25 protein-coding genes and 1 pseudogene are annotated in these 26,890 nt (G+C 71.3%); 10 read left to right on the top strand and 16 right to left on the bottom strand.

From position 1 onward, the window contains the following. Positions 1 to 55: 55 nt before the first annotated feature. Entirely contained in the window at positions 56 to 739 is a 684-nt protein-coding gene (locus tag AB0I18_RS08695; protein WP_363104660.1) for a hypothetical protein, read from the bottom strand. Positions 740 to 1,052: 313 nt separating this feature from the next. Further along, positions 1,053 to 1,493: a MerR family transcriptional regulator gene (locus AB0I18_RS08690; RefSeq protein ID WP_363104659.1), complete on the bottom strand. Its 441-nt coding sequence runs from the start codon at positions 1,491 to 1,493 to the stop codon at positions 1,053 to 1,055. 63 nt (positions 1,494 to 1,556) lie between these two features. Between AB0I18_RS08690 and AB0I18_RS08685 the strand changes: the two genes are divergently transcribed. Further along, entirely contained in the window at positions 1,557 to 2,993 is a 1,437-nt protein-coding gene (locus tag AB0I18_RS08685; protein WP_363104658.1) for an MFS transporter, read from the top strand. A gap of 669 nt (positions 2,994 to 3,662) precedes the next feature. Further along, entirely contained in the window at positions 3,663 to 3,908 is a 246-nt protein-coding gene (locus tag AB0I18_RS08680) for a hypothetical protein (RefSeq protein WP_363104657.1), read from the top strand. Here the strand turns inward: AB0I18_RS08680 and AB0I18_RS08675 are convergent. From AB0I18_RS08675 to AB0I18_RS08655, 5 genes are all read right to left on the bottom strand, one after another. Further along, complete coding sequence (locus AB0I18_RS08675) at positions 3,893 to 4,528, bottom strand: response regulator transcription factor (RefSeq protein ID WP_363104656.1); 636 nt, start codon at positions 4,526 to 4,528, stop codon at positions 3,893 to 3,895. The two genes, AB0I18_RS08680 and AB0I18_RS08675, sit on opposite strands and share 16 nt — an antisense overlap. Next, positions 4,528 to 5,748, bottom strand: a complete 1,221-nt coding sequence (locus tag AB0I18_RS08670; RefSeq protein ID WP_363104655.1) for a sensor histidine kinase — start codon at positions 5,746 to 5,748, stop codon at positions 4,528 to 4,530. Before AB0I18_RS08670 ends, AB0I18_RS08675 begins: the two co-directional genes overlap by 1 nt. A 68-nt stretch (positions 5,749 to 5,816) precedes the next feature. After that, a complete protein-coding gene (locus tag AB0I18_RS08665; RefSeq protein WP_363104654.1) occupies positions 5,817 to 6,479 on the bottom strand; it encodes a DedA family protein in 663 nt (220 codons plus the stop codon). Between the two features lie 430 nt (positions 6,480 to 6,909). Then, positions 6,910 to 8,127, bottom strand: coding sequence for a multidrug effflux MFS transporter (locus AB0I18_RS08660; protein WP_363104653.1), 1,218 nt, complete (start codon positions 8,125 to 8,127; stop codon positions 6,910 to 6,912). A 452-nt stretch (positions 8,128 to 8,579) separates the two neighbouring features. Beyond that, complete coding sequence (locus AB0I18_RS08655) at positions 8,580 to 9,269, bottom strand: DJ-1/PfpI family protein (protein WP_363104652.1); 690 nt, start codon at positions 9,267 to 9,269, stop codon at positions 8,580 to 8,582. Positions 9,270 to 9,366: 97 nt separating this feature from the next. Between AB0I18_RS08655 and AB0I18_RS08650 the strand changes: the two genes are divergently transcribed. From AB0I18_RS08650 to AB0I18_RS08635, 4 genes and pseudogenes are all read left to right on the top strand, one after another. Then, the gene (locus tag AB0I18_RS08650) at positions 9,367 to 10,335 is read left to right on the top strand and encodes a DJ-1/PfpI family protein (protein WP_363104651.1); all 969 of its coding nucleotides are present in this window, start codon (positions 9,367 to 9,369) and stop codon (positions 10,333 to 10,335) included. Positions 10,336 to 10,483: 148 nt separating this feature from the next. After that, positions 10,484 to 10,691 (top strand): annotated as a pseudogene (locus tag AB0I18_RS08645) (site-specific integrase); the annotation flags it as partial. A gap of 539 nt (positions 10,692 to 11,230) precedes the next feature. After that, entirely contained in the window at positions 11,231 to 11,752 is a 522-nt protein-coding gene (locus tag AB0I18_RS08640; protein WP_363104650.1) for a hypothetical protein, read from the top strand. Beyond that, positions 11,749 to 13,359 (top strand): multicopper oxidase family protein, encoded by a 1,611-nt coding sequence (locus tag AB0I18_RS08635; protein ID WP_363104649.1) that lies wholly within the window; start codon positions 11,749 to 11,751, stop codon positions 13,357 to 13,359. The genes AB0I18_RS08640 and AB0I18_RS08635 overlap by 4 nt, the downstream gene beginning before the upstream one ends. 69 nt (positions 13,360 to 13,428) lie before the next feature. Here AB0I18_RS08635 and AB0I18_RS08630 read toward each other — a convergent pair whose 3' ends face one another. Beyond that, complete coding sequence (locus AB0I18_RS08630) at positions 13,429 to 14,244, bottom strand: AfsR/SARP family transcriptional regulator (RefSeq protein ID WP_363104648.1); 816 nt, start codon at positions 14,242 to 14,244, stop codon at positions 13,429 to 13,431. A gap of 278 nt (positions 14,245 to 14,522) precedes the next feature. Between AB0I18_RS08630 and AB0I18_RS08625 the strand changes: the two genes are divergently transcribed. Continuing rightward, positions 14,523 to 15,131: a response regulator transcription factor gene (locus AB0I18_RS08625; RefSeq protein ID WP_363104647.1), complete on the top strand. Its 609-nt coding sequence runs from the start codon at positions 14,523 to 14,525 to the stop codon at positions 15,129 to 15,131. A gap of 258 nt (positions 15,132 to 15,389) precedes the next feature. On the opposite strand, the gene AB0I18_RS08620 is transcribed toward AB0I18_RS08625, so the two are convergent. From AB0I18_RS08620 to AB0I18_RS08605, 4 genes are all read right to left on the bottom strand, one after another. Next, the gene (locus tag AB0I18_RS08620) at positions 15,390 to 16,571 is read right to left on the bottom strand and encodes a histidine kinase (protein WP_363104646.1); all 1,182 of its coding nucleotides are present in this window, start codon (positions 16,569 to 16,571) and stop codon (positions 15,390 to 15,392) included. A 94-nt stretch (positions 16,572 to 16,665) separates the two neighbouring features. Then, positions 16,666 to 18,213 (bottom strand): SagB family peptide dehydrogenase, encoded by a 1,548-nt coding sequence (locus AB0I18_RS08615; RefSeq protein ID WP_363104645.1) that lies wholly within the window; start codon positions 18,211 to 18,213, stop codon positions 16,666 to 16,668. Between the two features lie 34 nt (positions 18,214 to 18,247). Then, a complete protein-coding gene (locus tag AB0I18_RS08610; RefSeq protein WP_363104644.1) occupies positions 18,248 to 20,527 on the bottom strand; it encodes a TOMM precursor leader peptide-binding protein in 2,280 nt (759 codons plus the stop codon). Then, the gene (locus AB0I18_RS08605; RefSeq protein WP_363104643.1) at positions 20,524 to 20,712 is read right to left on the bottom strand and encodes a hypothetical protein; all 189 of its coding nucleotides are present in this window, start codon (positions 20,710 to 20,712) and stop codon (positions 20,524 to 20,526) included. Before AB0I18_RS08605 ends, AB0I18_RS08610 begins: the two co-directional genes overlap by 4 nt. A gap of 393 nt (positions 20,713 to 21,105) precedes the next feature. On the opposite strand from AB0I18_RS08605, the gene AB0I18_RS08600 reads away from it, so the two are divergent. Genes AB0I18_RS08600 through AB0I18_RS08590 form a run of 3 tightly spaced genes read left to right on the top strand, consistent with a single transcriptional unit; the run spans position 21,106 to position 23,537 of the window. After that, positions 21,106 to 21,465, top strand: a complete 360-nt coding sequence (locus AB0I18_RS08600) for an SCP2 sterol-binding domain-containing protein (RefSeq protein ID WP_363104642.1) — start codon at positions 21,106 to 21,108, stop codon at positions 21,463 to 21,465. 5 nt (positions 21,466 to 21,470) lie between these two features. Continuing rightward, positions 21,471 to 23,078, top strand: coding sequence for an acyl-CoA carboxylase subunit beta (locus tag AB0I18_RS08595; RefSeq protein WP_363104719.1), 1,608 nt, complete (start codon positions 21,471 to 21,473; stop codon positions 23,076 to 23,078). A 27-nt stretch (positions 23,079 to 23,105) separates the two neighbouring features. Beyond that, positions 23,106 to 23,537, top strand: coding sequence for a DUF3291 domain-containing protein (locus AB0I18_RS08590; protein WP_363104641.1), 432 nt, complete (start codon positions 23,106 to 23,108; stop codon positions 23,535 to 23,537). A 64-nt stretch (positions 23,538 to 23,601) separates the two neighbouring features. Here the strand turns inward: AB0I18_RS08590 and AB0I18_RS08585 are convergent, their stop codons facing one another. The 4 genes from AB0I18_RS08585 to AB0I18_RS08570 are packed head-to-tail and all read right to left on the bottom strand — an operon-like array spanning position 23,602 to position 26,832. Next, entirely contained in the window at positions 23,602 to 24,153 is a 552-nt protein-coding gene (locus AB0I18_RS08585) for a hypothetical protein (RefSeq protein ID WP_363104640.1), read from the bottom strand. Positions 24,154 to 24,157: 4 nt separating this feature from the next. Continuing rightward, entirely contained in the window at positions 24,158 to 24,904 is a 747-nt protein-coding gene (locus AB0I18_RS08580) for an SDR family oxidoreductase (protein WP_363104639.1), read from the bottom strand. Positions 24,905 to 24,929: 25 nt separating this feature from the next. After that, on the bottom strand, positions 24,930 to 25,805 hold the full coding sequence (locus tag AB0I18_RS08575; RefSeq protein ID WP_363104638.1) for a lysophospholipid acyltransferase family protein: 876 nt from the start codon (positions 25,803 to 25,805) through the stop codon (positions 24,930 to 24,932). A gap of 7 nt (positions 25,806 to 25,812) precedes the next feature. Further along, the gene (locus AB0I18_RS08570; protein ID WP_363104637.1) at positions 25,813 to 26,832 is read right to left on the bottom strand and encodes a hypothetical protein; all 1,020 of its coding nucleotides are present in this window, start codon (positions 26,830 to 26,832) and stop codon (positions 25,813 to 25,815) included. Positions 26,833 to 26,890: the final 58 nt, after the last annotated feature.

The following is a 26,890-nucleotide window of genomic DNA, read 5'->3' as shown; positions in this document are numbered from 1 at the left end:
CACGGTGCGTGCGGCAGACGGGCACGCCGGTACTCCGTCCGTCAGGGACGGACGGTCAGCAGTGGGCCACGTACCCCGGAGGACCTCTTCGCGAGACGACGTGCTGCAGCAGTGCCGCCCGTAGCTTGCGTGCCGGGCGTGGGGTCACCGGACGTTCGGGCGGCTGCGGACGGGGCACTGGACCCGTGATCCGCAGAGCCAGCCGCAACGGTACGAACACCGCGGCGGCGAGTACGCGGCCGAGCCGGAACGCCGCGGATTCACCGCGCCATAGCCACAGCCCGCACACCAGGGCGGCAAGCGAGTGCGCCGCGAACATGGGGGTGGAGGTGTGACCACCGGGCGCCATCATGCCCATGGAACTCATGTCCATGCCGCTCATGCCACCCATGCCGCTCATGCTGTCCATGTGCTCCATGAGCTGTTCGTGACTCATGCGCTTCATGAGCTCGACGTGCTCCATGTCCGACACGGAGGCCGTCGGAGCCGGCCGCAGCAGACCGAACAGGGAGTGCAGGCCGAGTTGGGCCACGACCGTTGAGCCGGTCACGACCAGGGCCCCGCGCTCACGCCCGGCAACCCACCACGCGGCCGACGCCATCCCGATGAAGGCGCTCCCCAGGACGAACCACGACGGAGAGACACCGGACGCCCAGGCATGCCCCAGAGCCGCCGTCAGCACGCAGACGGCCGCGAAGATCGCGGCTCGTGCGGCGCGAGACGCGAGCCCGGTAGTCATACCGACATGGTGTCATCAGACAGCTGTACGAGGGGGTGTCATCCGACAACCGCGCAAGGGCAAGGCATGAGTGATGCCCTTGTCAGGATGCTCCGCGGGTGATGAACGAGCCCGCAACAGGCGTCCTTGCGGCGATCCCGCCCAAGGCGTCGGCCGGCAGGGCGAGTTGGTTCCCGTGCCGCGGCGGGAGATTCCTCACGTCTGCTGCGGGCGTGTTGCGGAGCAGGCGGGTGCCGGGTGCCGGGGGCGCGTTCGGGGCCGTGTCCGCAGGACGCCGCGGTGCGGGTGCTGGTCCAACTCGACCAGCGGGCGGTCAACTTGGCGGCGTGGGTACGCGGCCGGTGGCGAGGTAGGTGTCGATCTCCTCGGCCAGGTACGGGCATTGGCCGGTGGGGTGGTCGCTCGGGCAGGACAGCAGGTGGGTGAGGTAGGCGCGGGCGGCGGTCAGGCGGGCGAGTTGTGCCTCGCACTCGTCGACGCGTGCGCCCACCGCCGTGCGCCAGTCCTGGTCCTTGCTCGTGCCGTCGAGCAGGGCCGAGATCTCCGGCAGGCTCAGCAGCGCGGTCTTCTGCAGGAGCTGGATCACCGCGATCCGGCGTATGTCGGCGTCGTCGTACACGCGCCGTCCCGAGACGCGGGCCGGGCTGAGCAGACCGCACCGCTCCCACCAGCGCAGGGTGGAGACGGCGACGTCGAAGCGGTCCGCGACCTCTCCGATGCTCCGGGCAGGGGACGCCGGGCCGGTGGTTGACATGAAGCCGACTTTAGGTCGGACGCTGGACGCCTCGCAATGAAAACCGTTGTCGAAGGATGGTTCATGTCTCAACGCCCCGGACGGCAGCTGCCCCTGGGACTGATGCTGGGCGCGTTCATCGCCCTGCTGGACGTCTCGATCGTGACCGTCGCACTGCCCGATATCGAATCCGACCTGAACACCGGCACCTCGGGCATGCAGTGGGCCGTCGACGCCTACACCCTGCCCCTGTCCGCGCTGCTGCTGGCCGGCGGAGTGCTCGGCGACCGGTACGGCCGCAAGCGCACCTACCTGGCCGGTGTCGCCGTCTTCACCCTCGCCTCGCTCGGCTGCGCCCTCGCCCCGTCCATCGGCGCCCTGATCGCCGCTCGTACGCTCCAAGGGGCCGCGGCCGCACTCATCTTCACCGGCACGCTGTCGAACCTCGCCCAGGCGTATCCCGAGCCGTCCGAACGCGCCCGCATCATCGGCCTGAACGGCGCCGTCGGCGGATCCGCGATCTTGATCGGGCCGCTGCTCGGCGGCGTACTGGTCGACAGCGTCGGCTGGCGGGCCATCTTCCTGATCAACCTGCCGGTCGGCCTGCTCATCCTCTGGCTCGGCGCCCGTTCCCTGCCGGAGACGTCCGATCCGGACCACGCCCACCTCGACCTCGCCGGCCAGATCCTCGCCCTGGTGCTGCTCGGCACGCTCACCTACGGACTCATCGAGAGCCACGCCCGCGGCTGGGCCTCCGCGCACACGGTGGCACCGCTGTGCACGGCCCTCGTCGCGCTGGTGCTCTTCATCCGGTGGGAACGCCGCAGCTCCCGCCCGATGCTGCCGGTACGGCTCTTTCGCGAGGCGCGGTTCACCGTGCCCAACGTCTGCTCCTTCGTCCTCGGCTTCGGCACCAGCGCGGTGTTCTTCCTCCTCTCGCTCTACCTCCAGCAGGTCCAGGGGCACTCGGCCATCCAGACCGGGCTGCGCTTCCTGCCCCTGACGCTGTCCATCTGCGTCGTGGCACCCGTCGCGAGCACCCTCTGCGCGAAGTTCGGATCGATCCGCGTCATGGTGGCCGGCTACCTGGTGTCGGCGGCGGGGCTCACCGGTCTCCTCCTGCTCGACGTCGACACCGGGCTCGGCACCCTCACCGGGGTCTCCGTGGTCCTCGGCGCGGGCATGGGTGCGGCCATCGGTCCCACGCAGCTCGCCGGGGTGGCCGCACTGCCGGTGCGGCAGTCGGGGCTGGCCGCCGCGACGATCAGTACGACCCGGCAGGCGGGCACCGCACTGGGAGTCGCCGTCCTCGGGCTCATCGTCGCCACCACCGCCGGCGGCAGTCCCGGAACCGAGGGTTTCGCGGACGGCTTCGTCCATGGGCTGCACATCTCGGGCGCGGTCACAGCAGCCGCAACACTTGCCGCCGCCATGCTCCTCATCCCCCTGGCACGCCAGAACCAACGGACCGCCGGCTCCCCGCCCACCGACCACAGCCGCCAGGCCAAAGTCTCGGGATGAGGGCGGGCGTGGTCGGGGTCCAGTGGCGTTCTTCGCGGTGCTCTGCGCGGTGCTCCACTACGCAGGTCTCCGGCCCGCTGAGGCGGTCGGGCTGCGGCTGTCCGACTGCCACTACGGTGCGGCCCGCCAGGGCTGTGCGTGCGCCATCACGGCTTCCGGGAACGAGCGGACAGGCCCGAGAAGAAGAAGTGGGTGGCGAGTCTGCCGGCTGTCGTCGGCAGCCCCGAGACCGAGGAGTTCGTACGCCGTGGCGAGGCCGCCGGAGACGACCGTTTCGGCTTCCGTCCGCTGGACGACAAGCTTCAAGAAGGCGGCCAAGCGCGCGAACTGCCGGGCCGGTTGTCGGCGCGACAGGCTGTATGGCCACGAGGCCCAGTTGCGTCCTCCGGCGCCGACCACGGTGCACGGCCCGGCGCGCGCACCGGGCGGGCTGTGCGGTCCGGCCGATGCCGACCCGCCGGCGCTGGTCGATCCGAAGGAACCGGCCACGGCAGCGCGAGTGTTGACGGTGGCAGCGGGTCAAGGCGAGGACGAACTGCTCGTCGGTTACGTGGGAGGGCTTGTCGGCGCGAACGACGAACTTCGCCTGGCCACCGGAGCGACCGAGGATCCGGGGCGGACCTCATCGGCAAGTTCGAGGTCCCCAAGGCAGTCCTGGAGCCGGCTTTCGTGGCGCCGGACCACGTGGTGCGGGCGCTGCGGGAGGGGGAGTGCCGGCAGCTGGAGGCGGGTGACCTCGGCCCCGACCTGATGACCCTGTGCGCCGAGCCCGGGACGGCGGCCCGTCAGCGGGACCGTACGACCGTCTTCGACTCGACGGGCTTCGCGCTCGAGGACCATGTCGCCCTCGATGTGCCGCTCGAACTCGCCGAGGAGGCCGGCATTGGCGACCGGGTCGTTCAGGACTCCAGATAGCGGAGCACGGCCAGGATTCTGCGGTTGTAGCCCGTCGTGTGCGCGAGTTCCAGCTTGTCGAAGATCGCGTTGAGGTTCTTCTCGACCGTACTCATGGAGACGTGCAGCTTCTCCGAGATGGCCGCGTTGGTGTACCCCTGGGCCAGGGTCTCGAGGACGCTGCGCTCGCGAGGAGTCAACCGGGCCAGCGGGTCGCTGTGCGTCGACCGGATCACCAACTGCCGTACGACCTCCGGATCGATGGCGGCGCCGCCCGCCTGGATACGCTTCAGCGCGTCGAGGAACTCCTCCACCTGGGCGACCCGGTCCTTGAGCAGATAACCGACCCGCTCCACGTTCGAGGTCAGCAACTGCGCCGCGTAGTTGCGCTCTATGTGCTGGGACAGCACCAGGACACCGACCTCGGGCCACCGCTTGCGGATCTCGAGCGCGGCGCGCAGCCCCTCGTCCGTGTGGGTGGGGGGCATCCTGATGTCCACGACGACCATGTCCGGCGGCCGGGCCTCGACCTCCCTCAGCAGGGCGACGGCGTCACCCACCGCGGCCAGGACTTCGTGGCCCTCCTCGATGAGCAGCCGGACCAGCCCCTCTCGCAGCAGGGTCGAGTCCTCGGCCAGCATTACGCGCACGGTAGCTCCGCGGTGATCGTGGTGGGCCCCCCGGAGGGGCTGTGGACCTGCAGTCGGCCGTCCAGGGCGCCTACCCGGCTGTGCAGCCCGGTCAGTCCGCTGCCGGACGGATCGGCACCGCCGACGCCGTTGTCCTCGACGCGTACGACGAGGACGGACCCGTACCGCCGTACGCATACGAGGATCTCCGTCGCGGCCGAGTGCTTGGCGGCGTTGGTCACGGACTCCGACACGACGAAGTACGCGGCGGTCTCGACGGAAGCGGGCAACGGCCCGGTGAGGGCGAAGTCCATCCGGATGGGGATGCCGCACCGCTCGGAGACCCCGGCGAGCGCCTCCTGCAGCCCCAGGTTGTCCAGCGCTGTCGGATAGACCCGCCAGGCCACTTCCCGCAGCTCGGTCAGCACGTCCTGCGACTCCTTGTGGGCCTGCTCCACCAGGCTGTCCGCCTGTTCGGGCGTACGGCCGCCCCGGCGGGCACGCCCGAGGAGCATGGCCAGCGCCACCAGACGCTGCTGCACCCCGTCGTGCAGGTCTCGCTCGATGCGCCGGCGTTCGGTGTCCACCGCCTGCAGCACCGCCGCCCGGCTGGCGGCCAGTTGGTCGATGCGCTGCTGCATCAGCTCGCGCTCCGACGGACCGAAGCACTCGCGGGACAGCCGCGCGTCCAAGGCCTCCAGCGAGAACAGGCCCTGCACGTTGAGGAAGAGCAGCACCCCGCCGAGCAGTCCCTGAGTGACCAGTTCCCGCCAGCTGAGCGTGCCCCGTACGAGGCTCGCGACGAGCAGTCCCGCCAGCAGGACGCCGAAGACGAGCAGGCCGACCACGACGCCGGTGAGCAGGCCGACGTACGTACGGGTGGCGAGGTAACGCAGGATCCGCTGCTCGGGCACGGGGCGGTCGGGGAAGCGGTCCCCGAAGAAGACCGAGCGGCGCCGGCGTTCCAGCGCCGTCAGCCGACGAGCCCCGGCGGTCAGGACGACGAGGGCGTACCGCCGGGTGCGCGGCCACAGCAGAAGGGGACCCAGCAGGGTGCCGACGACGGCGAAGTACAACAGTCCCAGTAACCCGGTCAGACAGCCGAGAAGGACTCCGATGGCCCGCAGCGGCAGTGCCGGAGACGGCGTTGCCGGAGGCTCACCTCCCGGTTGCGCGGGTCCGAGCGCCGTCGGGAAGGGCTGGGTCGTGGTGTCCGGCGACTGCCCCTGCACGGTCACTGAGACTAGTCGGGCGGCACAGCCTGGACAAGATCGTTCGACCGGTGCGAGAACGGGGCTGGTCACGACGTACGGCGATGCTGGGCGGAGCCGCGGGACCGCAGGCGGACCACGACGTAGAGGATCAGGGCCGCGACGACCAGGACGAGGACGCCCTTGCTGATGACTCCGACGTACGTCTCGACGACGTCCCACTGGTCGCCCAGCCAGTAGCCGGACAGGACGAGCACGGAGTTCCAGATCAGGCTGCCCAGGGTGGTGAGCAGCAGGAAGACCGGCATCGACATGCGTTCCAGGCCGGCCGGCACGGAGATCAGGCTGCGGAAGATCGGCACCATGCGGCCGAAGAAGACGGCCTTGGTGCCGTGCTCGGCGAACCACTCCTCCGTCCGCTCCAGGTCGGACGACTTGACCAGCGGCAGCCTGGTCCAGAGCGCGTGCATGCGCTCGCGGCCGAACAGCATGCCGATCCAGTAGAGGACTGCGGCGCCGACCACCGAGCCGAGTGTGGTCCAGAACAGGGCCGAGAAGAGGCTGATGACGCCCTGCCCGGCCGCGAAGCCGGTCAGCGGCAGGATCACTTCGCTGGGCAGCGGTGGGAAAAGGTTCTCCAGGGCGATGGCGAGGCCCGCGCCGGGGCCGCCCATGGCGTCCACGAGGTCGGCCGCCCACCCGGCGATACCGTCGGCGGGTTCCTGGGGCAGAGCCAGGGTCATGAGGTCCATGCGAAGTCTCCAGCTGCGGGGCGGTCGCCGCGGGCAGGTGCCGCGATTCACCGACCACGCTAGAAACCGCAGATCAGTGCCGGTATGAGGTTTGCCGTCGACCTTGTACGGTTCTCCGCACCCTGGACCCTGCGGTTTTCCGCAGGGTCCAGGGTGCGGGGATGTTCCGGACGGCCGGAACTGGCGGCAACGTGCCCGTGGCCCACCGCTCTGTGGACGAGGTGGCCGCCCAGGTGCCCGGCGCACTCTCGGCCTGGGAAGCGGCGGAAGACGGCCGGGGACGCGCCCCGATCCTCCGTCGACGCGGAGTCCGACGAGCCGGAGCCCGCTCAGGTCTGACCCGGAGCCGGCTCAGATCTGACCCGGAGCCGGTTCGGCTTCAGCCGGCCACATCGGAACTCGGCTTCAGCGGGCCACATCGGAGTCGGCTTCAGCCGGCCACATCAGAAGGGGCGTCCCTCTCCGCGAGTGGAGCCCCTTCCGTCCGCGCACCATGCGTCAGCCGCAGCGCGAGCACCGCGAGCCCACTGCACAGCGCCATCCCGCAGAACAGCGGCACCGCGGTGTGCTCCCCGCCGAGTCCCACCAACGGCGCGACGACCGCGCCCAACGCGCTCTGTGCGGTACCGAGCAGCGCGGACCCGGTGCCGGAGGCGTGCGGCACCCGGCCGATCGCCAGGGCCGCCGAGTTGGCGATCACGAACCCGAAGCCGCCGTACACCAGCGCCATCAGGGCGAGGCACACCACGGTCGTCAGCAGCCCGGCGACCGTGACGGCGAGCAGCGCCACCGTGCCCGCGAGCATCGCCAACAGCCCGCTCCGCAGCAGGACTTCGGGCGCGATCCGCCCGACGAGCCGCGCCCCGGCCGCGCTGGAGAGCGTCGCGATCACCGCCCCGCCGGAGAAGGCGACGGACGAGGCTCCGACGCCCATCCCCAGCACGTTCTGCAGCAGGAACGGCGACCCGGCGATATAGCAGAAGAGCATGCCGAACCCGAAGGTGAAGGCCAGCGTGTATCCCACGTACACCCGGTCGCCGACGACCTCCCGTACCGCCGCCGCCGTCCGGCCCGCCCCACCCGTGTGCCGGCGTTCCTTCGGCAGGCTCTCCGGTACGCCGGCCACGACGGCCAGTGTCACCAGGAACGAGACCGCGGCGAGCACCCAGAACACACTCCGCCAGCCGGCGGCCTCGATCACGGCACCGCCCACCAGCGGCGCGAGGATCGGCGCGATGCCGGTCAGTGTCATCAGGACCCCGAACAGCCGTGCCGCGGCGGCCCCCTGGACCACGTCCGAGACCACGGCCCTGCTGATCACCACCCCCGCGGCCCCGCTGAACCCGGTCACGAACCGCAGCGCGACCAGCCACCCGAGGGAGGGCGCGACGGCGCACAGCGCGGTGCCCACGGTGCAGACCGCGGCCCCCACGAGCAGGGGTCCACGCCGCCCGTACCGGTCCGAGAGCGCCCCGAAGACGAGATGACCGAGTGTCATGCCGACGAGGAACGCGGTCAGCGTGAGCTGCACCCCGGAGGCGTCGGTGTGCAACTCGTCGGCCATCCGCGGAAAGGCCGGCAGATACATGTCGGTCGACAGCGGACCGATGAAGGACACCAGCGCGAGCGCGGCGGTCAGTAAAGGCATGGCAGGACCTCTCCCGGTGAATGGACGAGTGAAAGGCGGGGATCCTGGCGCGCATGCTCGGCATCCACATCCAAGCCGCCGGCCAGTGGCAGAAGGCCTCCGCCGGCGACTGGGCCGCGTAGAGCCTGTTTCTGAACCCCCGTCGTCCGCGCGGAGCGCGGGCGCAGCGGCGGTCGGTGCGTGCCCTCGGCGTGCGGCGTCGCAGGTCATGTGGCGGAGCGACCTGTCCTGGGGCGCGTGCCGGGCGTCGGGGCGCAGGCGGGGGTTCAGAAACAGGCTCTTACGCTGCCGGCGCCGGCCGACGGGCCGGCAGCACGGACCGTGAAGCGCGTCTGCGACGCCATGCTCGACCTGCGCCGGGGTGGCCGCGCGACCGTTCACGCCCCATGGTCGCGCGTCCGGTTCGACGCGGTGCGGCAACTGGGCCGGGGGCCTTCGCCGCCGCGCGGTGCTCAGGTTGTCAGGCGGGTCAGGAGCGCGGGATGGTCTGCCAGGGCCGATTCCATCATGGCCCGGGCGCGGGGCCTGAAGAAGTCGAGGTCGACGGACTCCCAGTCGATGGCGCCCAGGGGCGGCTGCGGGTCGTACTCGATGATGAGCTGGACCGTGCGGGCCGTCTGCTCGCCCGCGAGGCGTTCGACCAGGTGGAGGGCCATGTCGATACCGGCCGACACTCCGGCGGCGGTGAGCACGGGACCGTCCTGGACCCAGCGGTCGGCGACGGGGGTCGCGCCGAACTTGGCCAGCAGGTCGCGGAATTCGAAATGGGTGGTGGCCCGACGGCCGTCGAGCAGGCCGGCGGCGCCCAGGATCAGTGAGCCGGTGCACACCGAGCCGACGACCACAGCCGTTCGCGCGGCCTTGCGGATCCAGTCCAGCAAGGGCTCGTTGGCCAGGGCGACGAGGGTCGGCCCGACCCCTCCGGGCACGATCAGCGCGAAGGGCTCGGTGACCTGGTCGAACGTGTGACTCGGCGTCAGCTTCAGCGGAGTGTCGGTGTCCACGGGCGCGAGGTCCTGGCCGACGACGGCCACCTCGAACGACGGGTCGAAGTGGGCCAGCGTCGACAGCACCTGGAGCGGCCCCACCATGTCGAGCGGGGTGATGCCGGGATAGAGCACGAAGGCGAGCGTCTTGGTCATGCCGTCACCTTCAGCCCCTGGCCATGGCAGCGCCAAGGGCAGGAAGCGGCAGGTCGGAATTCTTGGGATACACGTCATTCCGACATAGGGTCCGGTCATGAAGGAACGAGTGGTGGTCCTCGTCGGATACGACGCGGCCGAGTTGCTGGACATCGCCTGCGTGACGACAAGCCTGACCACCGCCAACCGGCTCGGAGCCGGCCCTTCCTATGCCGTGAGCGTGGCTACCCCGGGAGGCCGTGCGATCACCTGCGACTCGGGACTGACGCTGCAGGGCCAGCGATCCCTGGAGCGGTTCACGGGGCCGCTGGACACGCTGATCATCTCGGGAGGCTCCGGCCACCAGGCCGCGGGCGACAACCCGCGGATCGTCGGCCATGTCCGCCGCCTGGCCAGGGAGAGCCGCAGAGTGGCCTCGGTCTGCACAGGAGCGACCGTGCTGGCTGCCGCCGGCCTGCTCAACGGGAAACGCGCCACCACGCACTGGTCGTACGCCGAGCACCTGGCGTCCGCCTACCCGGAGATCACCGTGGATCCGGCGCCGATCTACATCCGCGACGGAAGCGTGTCCACCGCGGCGGGCGTCACCAGCGCCCTGGACCTGACCCTGGCCTTCATCGAGGAGGACCACGGCGCGGAGCTGGCGCGAGCAGTGGCCCGCAGCCTGGTCACCTACCTGCAACGGCCCGGCAACCAGGCCCAGATGAGCATGTTCACAGCCACCCCGGCACCCACGAACGGGCTGGTCAGGCGAGTCGTCGACCACATCGCCAGTCACCTGGCCGACGACTTGACCGCAACCGTGCTGGCCGCCGACGCGGGAGTGAGCGAACGCCACCTGACCCGCCTGTTCATCGACCACCTCGGAAAGGCGCCAGGCCGATTCGTGCGCGACGCGCGCACCGAGGCCGCCGCTCACCTCCTGACCTCCACCTCGCTCCCCGTGACGAACGTGGCCGCACAATGCGGCTTCGGGACCGCTGAAACGCTCCGCCAGGCATTCGTCAGCCGCTACGGGACACCGCCATCACGCTACCGAGCAACACAAAGCACATCAGCTACCTGACGACATCAGCAGCACTGCACTCTCCCGACCAGGAACCACCACCGACCAGGAACCACCACCGGCCAGGAAGCCGGCGTTGAGCACCCCACCCGAAGTCCAGCCCCAGGCATTCGGAACACTCCCAACACCCGACTCCACCATCAGTAATCGGCCGGTCCCGATCCCCCCGCCGCTGGTGGCCATGCTCCGCGCCCACCTGGAGGAGTTCGGTACGGCCAAGGAGGGCGGCTCTTCATGAACGAACGGGGCGGCCTGGTTGGCAGCAGTACCTATTGGCGTGTGGCGGGCCGCTCGGGGGTACGCCCTCCCGCCGGACCTCCTGGCGTCCGTCCCCGAGGGCGTACGACCTGCGGCACACCTGGTGTGTACTGCTGTTCTCGCCGTGGAGCCGGGCGGCCGGATGGAAGGCTTGCGACGGGGAGCCAGACCATCTCTTCGAAGCGCATCGGGAACCTGGGGGATGACCACCTGCTCTTCGGGGTGCCCATCGGCCAGTTGTCCGTAGTACCGCACCCGTGCGGCACGGAAGCCTTGAAGCGCTACCTGGAGCATGTCTGACCGTGACGTCACGTGGGCAACGGTACGGCCCTACAACAGCTCTATCGCGATCAGTGCCGAGCAACGACAAAGAGCCAGGGCTGACCAGCGGTTTCTTGTTGGGTGGCTGGTGGTGGAGGGGCGGTTTCGGGGGGCCAGGACGGGGGCGTAACGGGGGCGGAGGTCGGCCCGCACGGTCAAACAGACTGGACTGACGGCTTCCGGACAGATCCCTGACAGCTGATCAGTGCCGTGTCGTCGCCGCCCCGCACGTGGTCAAGTCGGGGTCCAGTGGCCCTTGTCAGACTCGGGGCGGCGCGGCGGCTGCGGATGCCGTCGGCGATCCGGAGTGATGCAGATGTCCCGGTCACCGGACGCGGCGCCCGGCGCCGAGACGGCGGAACCCGAAGCCAAGAGAGCGGAGCCCGACGCCATGGCATCGCGGCCCGGCGTCACGACAGCGCGGCTCGGCGCCAAGCCGACGCGGCCCGTGCGTCGCTGGCCGCTCGTCCTGCTTCGCGTGTGCACCTGCGTCCTGCTGTTGCTGACGCTGGCCCAGCCCGTGCTGGCCGGGATGTTCATCACCGGCGACACCGATCTACTGGACCTGCACGCGCTCAACGCCACCCTCGTGTCCACCATGAGCTGGCTCACGGTCGCCGCCGCCGTCACGCTGTGGCGTCCGGGTGGCGGTCCCGCCTGGCCGATCGGGCTGACGCTGCTGGTCGCCGGGCTCGTCGAGGCGCAGAGCGGCTTCGGGTACGCCCGTGACCTGGCCCTGCACATTCCGCTGGGCGTCGCGCTCGTGGCCGGCCTGACCGCGCAGACGTACTGGGTGTTCGCCCACCGGACCGGCCGTGCGAAGGGCGGGAACCGATGACCGTGCGGCCGAGCCGACGGACCCTGCTCAAGGCGGCCACCGCGACCGGGCTCGCCGCGGCGGGCCTCGGTGCCGCGGGGTGCGGCGCGCTGACCCGGGAGGTCTCGGGCGAGCAGCTGACCAGCCGGGCGCGGCTGCCCGCGCCGTTCCGGGTGCCGCTGCCCGTGCCTGCGGTGGCGACTGCCACCAAGGGGCCGGACGGCGGCGACCACTACGAACTCGTCCAGCGTGCGGCCCGGTTGGAGATCCTGCCGGGTCTGCGGACCGAGGTGTGGGGCTACGACGGCCGGTTCCCGGGGACCACCCTGGTGGGCCGTTCGGGCCGCACGACCACGGTACGGGTGCGAAACGAGCTTCCCGTGCCGACCTCCACTCATCTGCACGGCGGGGTACAGGCCCCGGACTCGGACGGCTCTCCGCTGGATCTCGTCGTCCCGCCGGGGTACGGAGGCCAGGGCTCACTCGCCGGGCACGGAGCGCAGTCCGGCGACAGCGCGCACTCCGGGCACATGCGGACGCGGCCCGGTGACTGGACGTACGCGAAGGGCGCCAAGACGTACACGTATCCGCTCGGGCAGCCCGCCGCGACGCTCTGGTACCACGACCACCGGATGGACTTCAGCGCACCGCAGGTGTGGCGGGGGCTGGCCGGGCTGTTCCTCGTGCACGACGCGGTGGAGGACGCGCTGCCGCTGCCCAAGGGCGGGAAGGACATCCCGCTGATGATCTGCGACCGGGCCTTCGAGGAGGACGGTGCACTGCGCTATCCGTCCCTGGACCCCTCGCTCACCGGCGAACCGGGCGTCGAGGACGCGTACATGGAGGGCGTCACGGGTGACGTGATGCTCGTCAACGGGGCGCCGTGGCCCGAGTTGGAGGTGTCCGCCACCCGCTACCGGTTCCGGATCCTCAACGCTTCCAACGCCCGCCGCTACCGGCTGGCCCTGGAGCCCGATCCGCGCGAGGGCGCCGGGTTCGTCCAGGTGGGCAGCGACGCGGGGCTGTTGGAGCGCCCTGTCCGGCACGACGCGTTGCCGGTCGCTCCCGGCGAACGGTACGACGTGGTGGTCGACTTCGCGGCGTATCCGGTCGGCTCGACCGTCACCCTGGTCAACACTCTGGGGACGGGAGGCACCCGCTCGGTGATGCGGTTCCGGATCGTGCGCCGCGAGCGGGAGACCAGCAGGGTCCCGGACCGGCTCGCCGGGGTCGAGTCCGCGCGGGTGGGACGACCGGTGGCCCAGCGGCGGTTCGACTTCCGGCTGACGTCCGGCGGCGGCGGGGAGGTGTGGACGATCAACGGACAGGCCTTCGACAGCACACGGGTGCTGGCCAGGCCCCGCCTGGGCACCGTCGAGCGGTGGCGCTTCAGCAGCGACTTCCACCACCCGGTCCATCTCCACATGGCGCACTTCCAGGTGGTCGCCCGGGGCGGTGGTGCCCCGCTGCCGAGTGACGCGGGGTGGAAGGACACGGTGGACGTCAGGCCGTACGAAGTGGTGGACGTGCTGGTGCGGTTCCGCGGCCACCGGGGGCGGTACATGGTCCACTGCCACAACCTGGAACACGAGGACATGGCGATGATGGCGAACTTCGAGGTCGTGTGAAGTCCGGGTGGGGCCGGACTTCCGACGGCTCACGAACTCACGGGCTCACGGGCTCACGGGCTCACGGGCTCACGCTGCGAACATGTCCAGCACCCGGCGGCCCGGACCCCGCTGCGGGTGGTCGAGCAGCAGGTCCCCGCCGAGGATCGCCCGCTGGATCCGCTGGAGCCGGGGCGAGGGGTCCAGGCCCAGGTCCTCCACCAGGCGGCTGCGCAGCTTGGTGAAGGCCGCCAGGGCCTCGGAGGGGCGGCCGGAGCGGTAGAGGGCGATCATGTGCTGGGCGTGCAGTCCCTCGTGCAGGGGCTGCCGGGCGGTCAGCACGACCAGCTCTGTGAGGAGTTCGGCGTGACGGCCCAGGGACAGTTCGGCGTCGATCCGGCGCTCCAGCACTCCGAGCCGGCTCTCCTCCAGCCGCACTCGCTCGATCTCCAGCAGCGCGCCGCAGCGGATGTCGGCCAGCGCGGGGCCGCGCCACAGGTCGAGCGCCTCGCTGAACACCTTCACCGCGGCCTCGTCATCGCGCGCCTCGAAGAGCCGCTGGCCGTCGGCCGCGAGCCGGTCGTACTCCAGTACGTCCACGCAGCCCGTGGGCACGATGAGGCAGTAGCCGCCGTGCCGGTACACCAGGATCTCCTTGGCGTCGCAGCGTCCGCGGACCGAGGCTTCGATCAGCCGGCGCAGCCGCAGGATGTACGTCTGGAGAGTGGTGGACCCGGTGCGCGGCGGAGAGTAGCCCCAGAGTTCCTCCATCAGCATCGACACGGAAACCACTCGGTTGCCGTGGAGGGCCAGCAGGGCCAGGATCTGGCGCATCTTGGCTGCGGACGGCAGAACCGGAGCGCCGTCCTTGTCCGCGTTGAGCGGCCCCAGCAGGGTGATATCCATCAGGTCCCCAGGTGGCTAGGAAGGGACGTACGAGCGCTCGGTACCGACCCGTACATTTCGAAGTACCTCGACGGTCCCATGGGCCGGACCTCGGCCAACAGTGCATGCGTCCCCGGTCGGCGGTGACTCCGTCAGGGCGCGGAATATGAAGGATTCACGGCTCATTCCCGTGTGGGCGACGAGAGTCGGCCCGGTGGGGGTGACTGTTCGAATACGATGCGTGCGGATGCTGGCGGATATGTGCGCCGCAGGACGGCCGTTCGAACGGGGGAGTTCGATTGATCCGCATCGTGATCGCGGAGGACATGCACATGGTGCGCGGCGCCCTGGTGGCGCTGCTCGAGATGGAGCCAGATCTCAAGGTGGTCGCCCAGTTCGACTCCGGGGACCAGCTTGTGCCGGCCGCGCTGGAGCTGCGCCCGGACGTGGCGATCGTGGACATCGACCTGCCGGGTCTGGACGGGCTGAGCGCCGCCGACCAGCTGCGTACGGCGCTGCCGAGTTGCCGGGTGCTGATCCTGACCAGCCTCGGCCGGCCGGGTACGTTCCGGCGGGCCATGGCGGCGAAGGTGTCGGGCTTCCTGCTCAAGGACGCCCCGCCGGACCAACTCGCCGACGCGGTACGCAAGGTGGCGCAGGGCGGCCGGGTGATCGACCCCCAACTGGCGCTGGCCGCCTGGGAGGTCGAGGAGAACCCGCTGACCCGGCGCGAGGTCGAGGTGATGAAGCTGGCCGCCGACGGGGCGGAGGCCATGGAGATCGCCACCCGGCTCTTCCTGTCCCTCGGCACCGTACGCAACTACCTCACCAGCGCGGTCACCAAGCTCAACGCCCGAAACCGGGTCGACGCGATCCGCATCGCCCAGGACAACGGCTGGCTGACGTGAGGGCGTTCGGGACAGCGGCCGGCTGACGCCGTGATACCCGGGTGGGCGCCGCGGCGAGGGGAAAATCCCGTGGACCCACGCCGTCCGAACGCCCCGGGCAGAACAGCGGGGCGGCCCGATGGCCCAAGTCCGTTCACGACAAGGGGCCGACTGGGCCAAGGCCGGTTCACGACAACGGCCCGCCACCCCAAGGCCGCCCCCTCAGAGCCTGTGTCTGAACCCCCGCCTGCGCAGCGACGGGGGTTCAGACACAGGCTCTCAGGACAACGGCTGCCCAACCCGTGGCGCCGGAGTCCGCGGCACCTCCGCCACCAACCGGAACCACCCCGCGTCATCGGCGGCAGCCGTCAAGTGGCCGCCTATTTCCTCGACTCGGGTGCGGAGGTTGCCGAGGCCGCTGCCGCCGTCCTGGGAGCCGGTGCGGTGGGTTTCCTCGGCGCCGTCGTTGGCCAGGACCAGGCGGACGAGGGCGCCGTCCGGGCCAGTGGTGGCGCGCGCCTCGATGACGCAGCGCTGGGCCTTGCTGTGCCGCAGCACATTGGTGACGCCCTCGCGGATCACGGTGGCCAGCACCGTTCCGGCGCGGGTGGACAGCGGCCCGCAGTCCACATCGATCCGTGCCTCGATCTCGGCGGCGGTCAGCACGTCCTCGGCGGAGGCGGCCTCGGTGTCGAGGGACATCTCGCGGTAGCCGCGGGCCACCGAGCGCACGTCGGCGAGGGCCTGCCGGGAGATCTGCAGGATCGCGACCAGTTCCTCCCGGGCGCGTTCGGGCCGGGTGGCCACCAGGCGCAACGTCAGCTCGCTCTTCAGGGTGATCGCGGACAGGCCGAAGCCCAGCAGGTCGTGCAGGTCACGGGCGAAGCGGAGACGCTCCTGGGCCACCGCCATCTCCGCCAGCTCCTCGCGCGCCCGGTGCACCTCGGCCACCAGGTTCGACAGCCGGGTCAGGCCGTAGACGATGAGGCCGGTGAGCACGGTGGAGACGACGAGGTAGGAGCTGTCCACCCAGTCGGTGCCCTCCAGGACCGCCACAAGACCCGTCACCGCCACGACCGCGCCGAACGCCACCCAGCAGATCGGCGCCGCGATGATCAGCAGGCACGATCCCGCGAGGAAACCGCCCATGCCGCCCCAGGTGACACCGAAGAACACCATGGGGACGTACGTCAGGACGGCCTGGGCGCCGAGTGTCCAGGGACCGTACCGGAGCCTGAACCGCTCGGTGTTCGGTGCGCTGTGCACCGTCTGGATGGCGAACAGCGACAGGCTGGAGAGGAGGCAGCACGCCAGCAGCCAGGGTCCCGGATCCGTGCCGATCACGTTGAGCACGGCGATGAGGACGAATCCGCACAGGACCATCAGGACGATGGCGAAGGCCAGTTGGGGTGGGAGGGTGTCACGCTGCTGTCTATCGGAACGCAGAAATCCGCGCGGCATCCACACACTCCCCCGTTGATGCTCACATCCGTGCCGTCATAGTAGACGGCCGGGGGCCGCGGTGGTGGGTCTGGTCCGGTCCTTTCCCCGCTGTTCAGCTGCCGTGGGCCGCCGTCGAACGCTCCGGCCAGTCCTGTCCGTTGACGGGAAGGTGGTGACCCGGCCGGCGTTCGCCGGGCGTGCGGGCGTCGGCGGGAAGCGGGCCCAGGACGAAGGACCCCACCGGTGACTCGGTCCGCCAGTCGAGGCCGGCCGCCCCGGCGAACGCGGCGATGTCCTCGCTGCACACCGCGCACGTGGCCAGGCCCATCGCCGAGCCCACCAGGTAGAACGTCTGGATCAGGGCCCCCACGTGCTTGAGCACCAGGGCGTACGCCAGCCCGCTGTACTTCCACGAAAGCCGCTGGAAACGCGAGGTCAGGGTGATGAGCACCGGCGGCGGCGCGGACAGCGCGGCGGACGCCATGGCACCCGCCGACAGTTCGGCGGCGGCCGCGAGGTCCTCGCTGACCAGCACCAGGCAGTGGCCCTGCGGATCGTAGTAGTGGATACCGGCGGGCAGTTCCGGGCAGTCCCGGACGGTGAGATAGAGCTCCAGGTCGTAGGCGGCCCCGCCGGTCGGGTACGGGCGGTCGCTGGACGGGTAGGCCGTCTCTCCGGTGCCGGCCGTGCCGAGCGAGCGGACCCGGGCCGTGCGGTAGAGGAACTCGCCGAGGGTGCGCAGGGTCAGGGCGGAGGCGCCGTACTCGCGCACCGAACTGCGGCCCTCCAGCACGGTGGTGAACGGCGGGTCCCGGTCGAGGAGTTCGCCCAGTTCGGGCCTCGGCAGCGGGACGACCGGACCGTGCGGCCGGTTCTTGACGGCGGGCTGTGGCTTGATCTGCGCCACGTGTGCGAAGGTCGCGCCGTAGTCGCCGTCGTCGCGGCCCATGACGGAGCGGGTGTGGAAGAGCATGTCGTGGGCGGACCAGGTGCGCAGGGCGGGGTCCTGGTCCTCCTCGAAGTCGCCGTCGGTGGTCTGCGCGACCAGCACCATTCCGGTGCCGATGAGATATCCGAGGATCTCGCGCACCACCTCCCCGGCCAGCGGGAGGCCGTCACCGGCCTTCGACGCGGCGACGGGCCGGCCGAGGGCCGCGACCACCCACTGGGCCTCGGGCCGGTGCAGCAGCACCCGGTGCAGCGACAGCGGCGACTCCAGCTGGAAGAGGTCCCCCTCGCGGCGCAGCACCGCGAACCGGGAGAGCTTCAGCAGGCCGCTCTCCGGCGGGGGTTCGGGGCTGAAGCGCGCGGCGTGCGAGAGCGGGACGGCGGACAGGAGCACCTGCCCGCTGTCGGCGAAGGCGAGCGAGCGGACGACCAGGTCCTGGAGGCGCAGCAGCGCGCCCTGCCAGGACCTGCGGCCGGCTCCGGTGTCGCCGGGCGACACGTTGTCCAGGCTGACCGGCCCCAGGTTCATCCGGCGCAGGGTCTCCACGAGGCCCGGTTCCGGGTTGCGTACCCGCAGGTCCGACCAGCGGCCGTGCAGTTCGACTGCGTCGCCGTCCTCGGCCGTTTCGACACGGACGTCCTCGCGCAGGGACCACAGGGTGGTGGTCGCCTTCCGACGGTCGTGTTCGTCGATGCGGGCTGGCACTGACACGGTGAGCTCCTGGGGACGAAAAGGGGGGCGAGGATCAGACGAACAGCGGCACCGGGTTCAGGTCGGCGCGGGCGACGGGCTCCGGCAGACGGCCCAGGGCGACGGGGACGTCGTAGAGCCTGCCCGGGGCGAATCTGGCCCAGAACGAGCGCAGTCCGGGGACCAGGACCTTGACCACGGGCAGTCCTACGTCGGGACGGGTCTGGTCGAGGACGAGCAGGTCGAGTCCGCGCTCGCGCACCGCCCGGGTGACGGCGGTGAGGTCGTCGCGCAGATCGGTGCTCGTGGGGAAGGAGAAGTCGGCGAGGCTGCTCGCGGCCGTCTGTGCCGGGCGGAGATAGGGCTGGTTCTCCATGGTCGCGCCGCGCCACCAGTGCAGCAGTTCTGGGTCGGTCAGGGCGTAGCCGCCGCCGTCGTCCCGGGCGTCGACCGCCGCCGGGAGCAGCTGGTTGAGCTCGGTCAGCGCCCGGCGCAGGGCGATCCTCGGGTCGAGGTGCGCGCCGAAGCCGAAGACGATGTCCTCGGCCGCCTTGTCGGTACGGCGGGACAGTGCGGCGAAGACCGGGATGCCGAAGTCGGAGGTGAGGTCGAGCGCCCACACCTCGCGGCCGAGGCCGCGGTGGACGTCGATCAGCTCCTCGGTCCACAGGTCGCCCGCCGTGTGCAGGTCGACGGCGGGCCGGGGGGTGCGGTTGTACCACCACAGGGCCACGGCGTCGCGCTCGACGAGTTCCAGGAAGCCCTGCAGGACGGCGTCCTCCAGGCTGGCGCCGGCGGCGTTGCCGTTGGAGTCGGCGTGCACGAAACGGCGGCCCGCGACGGGGTTGTGCCGTTCGGCGGCGGTGGAGAAGTACAGCAGACCGGTGGGCAGCAGCCGGTGGCGCTCGCCGGTGAGGGACCAGACGGGGGTCCAGTCGACCTCCGCTTCCTCGTCGAAGCGTTCCGGGACGTGGTGGAAGCCGGAGTGCGCGGGGTTCCAGTTCTCGCGGCCGGCGTACTGCTCGTCGGCGTACAGCTGGCAGGCGTCGGGGTGCACGGCGAGGCCGTCGAGGTCGCGGTAGCGCCCCCGGATCCGGTACTCGTCGCCGTGCAGACAGCCGGAGTAGCGCTCAACGGCCTCGCACAGCGCGCTGACCTCGGCGTCCAGGGCGGTGACGCCCTTGCCTCCGTTGACGTGGCGCAGGCCGCCCAGCAGGCCGGTGAGTCCGGGGGCGCCGGAGACCGGGTTCGGTCCTGAGCTGAAGCTGTTGAGGAAGGCCGGGCCGCCCTCGACCCGGGTGACGTCGGAGACGACACCGGTGACCGGGCTGACGAGGTGGCCGTAGGTGTCGAGCATCTGCTGGGCGGAGCGGGAGCGGTGGCCGCCGCTGCCGCCGGGGGCCTTGGGTCTGGAGCGCGGGACGACGGGGGCCAGGGCGCGTTCGGCGCTGAGGCCGGTGTTCCCGCAGGCGGGGCACTGCGGCCGGCGGCGCACCACGTGGTGGCGGGATCCCAGCGTCAGGGTGTCGAAGGTGAGCACCCGGTCCTGACCGGGATGGTGGCCGGCCAGCCATTTGGCGGCCTCGATCGCCGCCAGGTGCAGGCCCGCGCCCAGGGTGCAGGGGATGCCCGCGGCGGGTCCGGGCATGGGGCCGGTCCGTCCGAGGGCGGCACCGACCTGGGACTCGACGCCGCGGTGCAGGCGTACCGGATGCGCCAGGCAGGCCCAGCACGCTCCGGTGCCCGGGCGGAAGACGGGACCGACCCAGACGGTGGCGCCGCTGGGCTTGGCCAGCAGCCAGGGCCGGCCGCTCGCCCGGTGTTCGGCGTCGATCACGGCGAGTTCGGGCGCGAGGTAGTCGTCGCAGACGACGATGGTGAGGGCGGCGCCGGGCGCGGTATCGGCGGTGACGGCGAGGCCGGAGGCGCTCAGGGCACGGGCAGCGTAGGCGGCGTCGAAGTCGCCGACGGTGCGCAGTTCCACGGCGCTGGAGGCGGCCTTGATGCGGGTGCGGCGGCCTTCGAGTCCGGCCAGCTCCCAGTAGGCCTCGGCGCTGTGGTCCGCCGGCTCGGAGCACAGGTGCTCCCGGTACTCGATGAACCCGGCGTCGGCGAGCTGTGCGAGGAGGGCGGTCAGCCGCTCGGCGGGCAGCGGCTCCGGGCTGTCCCGCAGCAGCGCCGTCAGGTCACGGCTGCCGTCGAGGAGCGGGGCGACCGATTCCAGATGAGGCGCTCTGAGGGCGGTGATTCCGTGTTCGGAAATCAGATAGGTCGCGTCGTCCGGCACCACCTCCGCACGGAGGTGGCGCCGGAACCCGATCAACACGGGATTCATGAGGCGGAGTTGCTCGCATAGCAGAGGGAGAACATGGCGGGCTGGCCGGTGGGTGCGGTCAGCACCTCGATGACCAGTTCCATGGGCTCGTCCTGCCCGGTGTAAGGGAGATAGGACTCCTGGTGGTGCTGCGGGGTGAGCGTGGAGCGGCTTTCCTGCGTGACGACCTGACTGATGTGCGTCATGGGGAAGGACTCCTGTTTCGAAGGTGAGTTGCCCGGTGCGGACGACATTCAGCATGCGGCGCGGACGGCATCCGGGCACAGTCACGACCTCACCGGCCCCCTGTGAGGAATTCATACGTCCTCACGACCGGCGTTCGGTCCACCGCCGGTCCAGCCGCCTGCCAGGCACACCCGGCATGGTCGACGCGAAGGCTTCAGAGCCTGTGTCATATCCCCGGTCGGGCGCGCGGCGTCTGGCACGCACGCTCGCCGCGTTGCCGAAAGGCCCTAGTAGCTCCGCTACGAGGACCTCCCGGCGCCTTGCGATCGCACGCACCAGACGCCGCGCGCTGATCCGACCGGGGATATGACACAGGCTCTCAGCCCCGAGATGCGCAGAAGGAGGGAAGACCCATGGTGGCCGCGGACCTGAGAAACGATGCGGAGCGGTCTCTCGACCAGCTCTTCGAGTGGTGCTGCGCGGGCGCACGGGCCCGGCCACCCGGCCGGGCCGGTGTGTTCCGCTTCGTCGTGGAGACCCCGACCGGCACCCGCACCCGCTATGTGACCATCACGGACGAGGGCTCCTCGGTCGTGCCGGTCGCCCCGTACCCGCCCAACTCCACCGTCACCCTGAGCCAGGAGGACCTGACCCTGCTCGCCCTCGGTGAGCTGCGCGGCTCGCTCGCCTTCGCCGCGGACCGGCTGCGTGTCGAGGGAGACGTCTTCCTCGCGATGACCTGGATCGACCAGCTGAGGAGGGGCCCGCGGTGACCGTCCTGTCCCACGAGACCGCCGACGAGACGGCCCAAGCCCCTGCGGAACCGGGCCAGTTGAGCGACGGCAGCGGTCGGCTGGCCCAGCTGCGGCACATCAAGCAGCAGGCGCTGGCCGGGCCCGACCCCAAGGCGACCGAACGGCAGCACGCGCGCGGCAAGCTGACCGCGCGTGAGCGTATCCAACTGCTGCTGGACGAGGGCTCGTTCACGGAGATCGAGGGGCTGCGCAGGCATCGCGCCACCGGGTTCGGCCTGGAGGCGAAGAAGCCGTACTCGGACGGTGTGATCACCGGCTGGGGAACGGTCCACGGGCGCACCGTCTTCGTCTACGCCCATGACTTCCGTATCTTCGGCGGCGCGCTGGGCGAGGCCCACGCCGAGAAGATCCACAAGGTGATGGACCTCGCCGCCTCCGCCGGCGCCCCGCTGGTCAGCCTCAACGACGGGGCGGGCGCCCGGATCCAGGAGGGGGTGACGGCGCTGGCCGGCTACGGCGGCATCTTCAGCCGCAACACCCGCTCCTCCGGCGTCATCCCGCAGATCAGCGTGATGCTCGGTCCGTGCGCGGGCGGGGCGGCCTATTCCCCCGCCCTGACGGACTTCGTGTTCATGGTCCGGGAGACCTCGCAGATGTTCATCACAGGACCGGACGTGGTCCGCGCGGTGACCGGCGAGGAGATCAGCCAGAACGGGCTCGGCGGCGCCGACACCCATGCGTCGATCTCGGGCGTGGCGCATTTCGTCTACGACGACGAGCCCTCGTGTCTGGAGGAGGTGCGCTACCTGCTGTCGCTGCTGCCGCAGAACAACCGGGAGCTGCCGCCCGTCGAGACGGGCGGCGACCCCGACGACCGGGTCTGCGACGCGCTGCTCGACCTGGTGCCCGAGGACGCCTCCCGGCCGTACGACATCCGGAAGGTGATCGAGGAGATCACCGACCACGGCGACCACTTCGAGGTTCAGGCCGCGTGGGCCGGCAGTGTGGTGTGCACGCTGGCCCGGCTCGGCGGGCAGGTCGTGGGCATCGTGGGCAACCAGCCGCAGTCCCAGGCGGGGGTGCTGGACATCCACTCCTCGGAGAAGGCCGCGCGGTTCGTGCAGACGTGCGACGCCTTCAACATCCCGCTGGTGACGCTGCTGGACGTGCCGGGCTTCCTGCCCGGGGTCGACCAGGAGCACGGCGGCATCATCCGGCACGGCGCCAAGCTGCTGTACGCGTACTGCAACGCCACGGTGCCGCGGATCCAGGTGATCCTGCGCAAGGCCTACGGCGGGGCGTACATCGTCATGGACTCGCGGTCGATCGGCTCGGACCTGTCGTTCGCCTGGCCCACCAACGAGATCGCGGTGATGGGCGCGGAGGGCGCGGCGAACGTGGTCTTCCGCCGGGAGATCGCCGCGGCGGACGATCCGGACGCGGAGCGGGCCCGGCTGATCGCCTCGTACAAGGACGAGCTGATGCACCCGTACTACGCGGCCGAGCGCGGCCTGGTGGACGACGTCATCGACCCGCGGGACACCCGCAGGCTGCTGATCGCCTCGCTGCGGATGCTGCGCGCCAAGCACGCCGAAGTACCGGCCCGGAAGCACGGAAACCCACCCATGTGACACCGCCACACTCATGAAGGAGATCCGATGAGCCACACCCTCCCCTGGTCCAACGGGCCGGCGGCCGGGGCCGGCGGCGGTCAAGTCGTCGTGATGGCATCCCGGTTGAAGCTGAAGTCCCTGCTGCGTGTCCCGCGCTTCTTCATCCTGTCCGGCGGTGTCTACCGTCAGGCCCAGAACACCCCTGGGAACGTGGGGGTCTCGCTGCGGGCCGACCCCTGGCACAAGACGTTCTGGACGCTGTCCTCCTGGGAGAGCCGCGAGGCGCTGCAGACGTACATCCGCACCGATCCGCACCTGTCGGTGATGACCAAACTGAAACCGGCGATGCGCGAGTCGCTGTTCACCTCCTGGAAGCAGGACGTCACGCTGCCGCCGAGCTGGGACGAGGCGGACAAGCGGCTGACCGCACAGGAGCAGGCGCAGGCGCGTGGGGCGGCGGACCCGCAGCGGGGCTGACGCGCCACCGCGCGCGCGGACGACGACGGCGGGGCCCGCTCAGGGGCCCCGCCGTCGTGTTCTGTCACGCGTACTGCGGCCGGGGCGCCGGCGTGAACAGGTGGCCGACGGCGTCGGCCAGCCGGCCCGCGCCCAGGGCGGTTCGCTGGGTGCGCAGGGCGAACCTCAGATACGGCCGGTCCGGGTCGGCCTCGTCGGTCAGCAGCGGGGGCAGCAGCGCGGCCGGGGTTCGCCGCACCGCCTCGGCGCCGGTGTGCAGGAACGCGAACCCGTGGCGGCGCAGCGGGGCCGGCAGCCAGTCGAGGACCGGGATGCGGACGTCGACGGGCTCGCCCGGGTCGGCGCCGCGCACCAGCCGGCGCACGGACGCGGGTGCCTCGGCGAGTTCCTCGGCCAGCAGGCTGACGGTGTGTTCCGTCTCGTCGAGGACGACCAGGACGTTGCGCCGGGCGGCGAGGTGGGCGGCGAGCTCCGCGGCCTCGGTGGCCCCGGGCCAGATCCCGACGGGTCGCCAGCGGCCGGGCTCCGGCCTGCTCCACAGCATGCGGCGGCTGCCCTCGAAGACGACCAGGGTGCTGCCGTACCGCTCAGTGGCACAGGTCTGTACAGGAGTCATGGGCTCACACCGACTTCGCGACGACGGCGAGCGGCAGACGGCGCAGCACCACGCCCGCCGGGGCCCACGGCCAGGCGGGCACGAAGGCCCTGGCCGGTTCGCGTTCCATGGCGCGGACGAGGAGTTCGCAGCCCTTGTCGGTGTCCATGATGAACGGGGTCTTGGCCAGGCCCTCGTTCATCTCGGTGCGGATGTATCCGGGGAACAGCGCGGTGACCTTCAGCGGGGTGCCGATGACGTCGGCGCGGATGCCGTCGGCGAGGGTGGCGAGGCCGGCCTTCGAGGCGGCGTACGCCGTCAGGTGCCGGGGCAGGCCGCGGGCGGCGCTGACCGAGGACACCACGACGAGGTGGCCGGTGCCCTGGTCCCGGAAGGTCTCCATGGCGGCCTCGCACTGGGCCAGACCCGCGAGGAAGTTGGTCTCGGCGGTGGCCCGGTTGACCTCGTAGTGGCCGGTGCCGACGGAGGCGCCCGAGCCGAGGCCGGCGTTGACCACGATCCGGTCCAGGCCGCCGAACTCCCGCCGCACCGAACGGAAGGCGGTCGTGGTGGCCTCGTAGTCGCGCACGTCGAGTTGCCGCACGGTGACCCGGGTGTCGGGGTAGGCGCGGGTCAACTCCGCGCGTACCTCCTCCAGTTTGTCGGTGCGGCGGGCGCACAGTGCCACGTTCCGGCCGCGGGCGGCGAACTGGCGGGCCATGCCGCGGCCGAGGCCCGAACTCGCCCCGGTGATCAGGATGTTCTTACGCATGTGTACCTCGTTCCTCGGGCCGGGTTCAGCCGGTCACTGCGGCAGGTGCGGGAGCGGGTGCGGGAGCTGGGGTGTCGGCGGCCGAGGCCCGGGCCAGGCTGTGCAGTACGGCGATCCGCCGCCGGGCGGTGCGGTCGAGACCCTGGCCCCGTACGCAGGCGGCGACGGCGATCTCGTCGGCCCGGCGCCGGATGAGGCGGGCGCTCTCCTCGTCGGGGCTGCCGTAGGTGCGGCGGGCCCGGTCGCCGAGCTGCTCCATGCGGGCCCTGGCCCGAGTGCGCAGGTCGGCGATCTGGGCACTGCGCGACCGGCCGCCGGGCATGCTCGTCAGCCGCGCGCCGAAGACCAGGCGGGCGGTGGCCCGGCGCGGGCGGACCTCGCCCTTGGCCAGGATCCGGTCGGCGCCGTGGATCATCACCGGGACGACGGGGACACCGGTGCGTACGGCGAAGTAGAACGGGCCGTCGTTGAACGGCGCCAGGCCGCCGCCGGTCCAGCGGGTGCCCTCCGGGTACATGCACAGCACGTCGCCGCCGTCGAGCACCTCCTTCAAGGCGGCCAGGGAGTTGCGGTCGGGCCGGTCGCTGTCGAGCGGGATGCAGCCGACGCTCAGCCGGGCCAGGCGTTTGACGGGGTGGTTGAAGTGCGCTGCCTTGGCCGGGAAGTAGACGTGCCGGCCGCGCGCGCCGTGCAGGACGGTCTCCAGCAGGTAGTGGTCGAAGAAGCTGAGGTGGTTGGAGACCACGATGAACGGGCCCTCGGCGGGGATGTGGCACAGGCCCTCCACCGCGTCCACGTGGTTTCTGGCGACCCAGTGACGGAACGACGTGGAGATCGTGTCGTTGATCTTGAAGCTTCCCTTGTGCGGGTTGTGCGGGCTGTACGCGCTCTGCGGGTTCATCGACAGGTCATCCCTTCCCTCGTGCCCCTGAGGAGGCACTGCGGCTCAGCTGGAGGGCGCGGCTCATCCGGATCGCGGACTGGCGGCGCCGCTCGGTGCGGGGGTGGTCGGCGGGGGCCTCGATGACCCGCTCCAGGGCGGACAGCGCGGCGGTGGGCCGGTCGACGGCCAGGAGTGCCTCGGCGTGGCCGAGTGCGTAGCGGGTGTCGCCCCGGCCGAGCCGTTCGGCGGCCTTGAGGTGGGCGACGGCGAGGTACCGGCGGCCGCCCAGGAGGCCGGGGGCCGACAGGTGCCAGCGGCCGAGCAGGTAGTTGGCCATGAGGTGGTTCGGGTCCTGGCGCAGCGCCTCCTCGGCTCCGGCCCGCAGCCGCCACAGCGCGGCGGCCTTGACGGGCCGCGGCCGGGTCTCGTTGCGCAGGGCGGTCAGCCGCAGCCGTCCGACGCGCAGGTCGATGTTGTGCGGGTCGCCGAGCCGGCCCAGGTCGAGCAGGAGCACGGCCTGCGCGTACAGCGTGCTGTCGGGCAGCGGGTCGGTGCGGCTGAGGAGCGCCTCGAAGACCCGGTCGAGCTGGTCGGCCGCGGCCCGTGCCGAACAGGGGCCGGCGGACCATTCGGGGTTCCTGGTCCGCTCGACGAGGGCGGTGAGCGCCGCGCCCCCGGACCGGACGCGGTCCCGGGTCGAGTACCGCACCGGGTCGTGGGGCAGCACCGGCCCGACGGCGATCCGGGTACCGCGGCCGGCCGGCCACAGCGCGACGGGCAGGACCGGCGCCGAGGCCCGGTCCGCCGCCGCCATGGCGTCCTCCACGCCCCGGACCACCACGGCCTCGTCGTGGGCGAGGGCGTGCAGCGCCTCGGGGCCGTCGAGCCACCGGGTGGGCCGGCCGCGCACCGCGAACAGGGCGGTGTCCAGCGGTCGTCGGCCGTCGCCGCCGGCCAGCACCACGAGCGGGCCCCGGTCGGGGATGTGCTCCAGGCCCTCGACCGCCGCCGGTAAACCACGTACGGCGTGCTTCTGCTTGAGCATGACCGACCTCCCTGATCCGAGCGGCGCTACGGGTACGAAGTACGGGTGTACGGGTGTA

It is taken from the genome of Streptomyces sp. NPDC050704 (assembly GCF_040654355.1).
In the GTDB taxonomy this organism is placed as follows: Bacteria; Actinomycetota; Actinomycetes; order Streptomycetales; family Streptomycetaceae; genus Streptomyces.
This window is presented reverse-complemented; position numbering and strand designations above follow the sequence as displayed.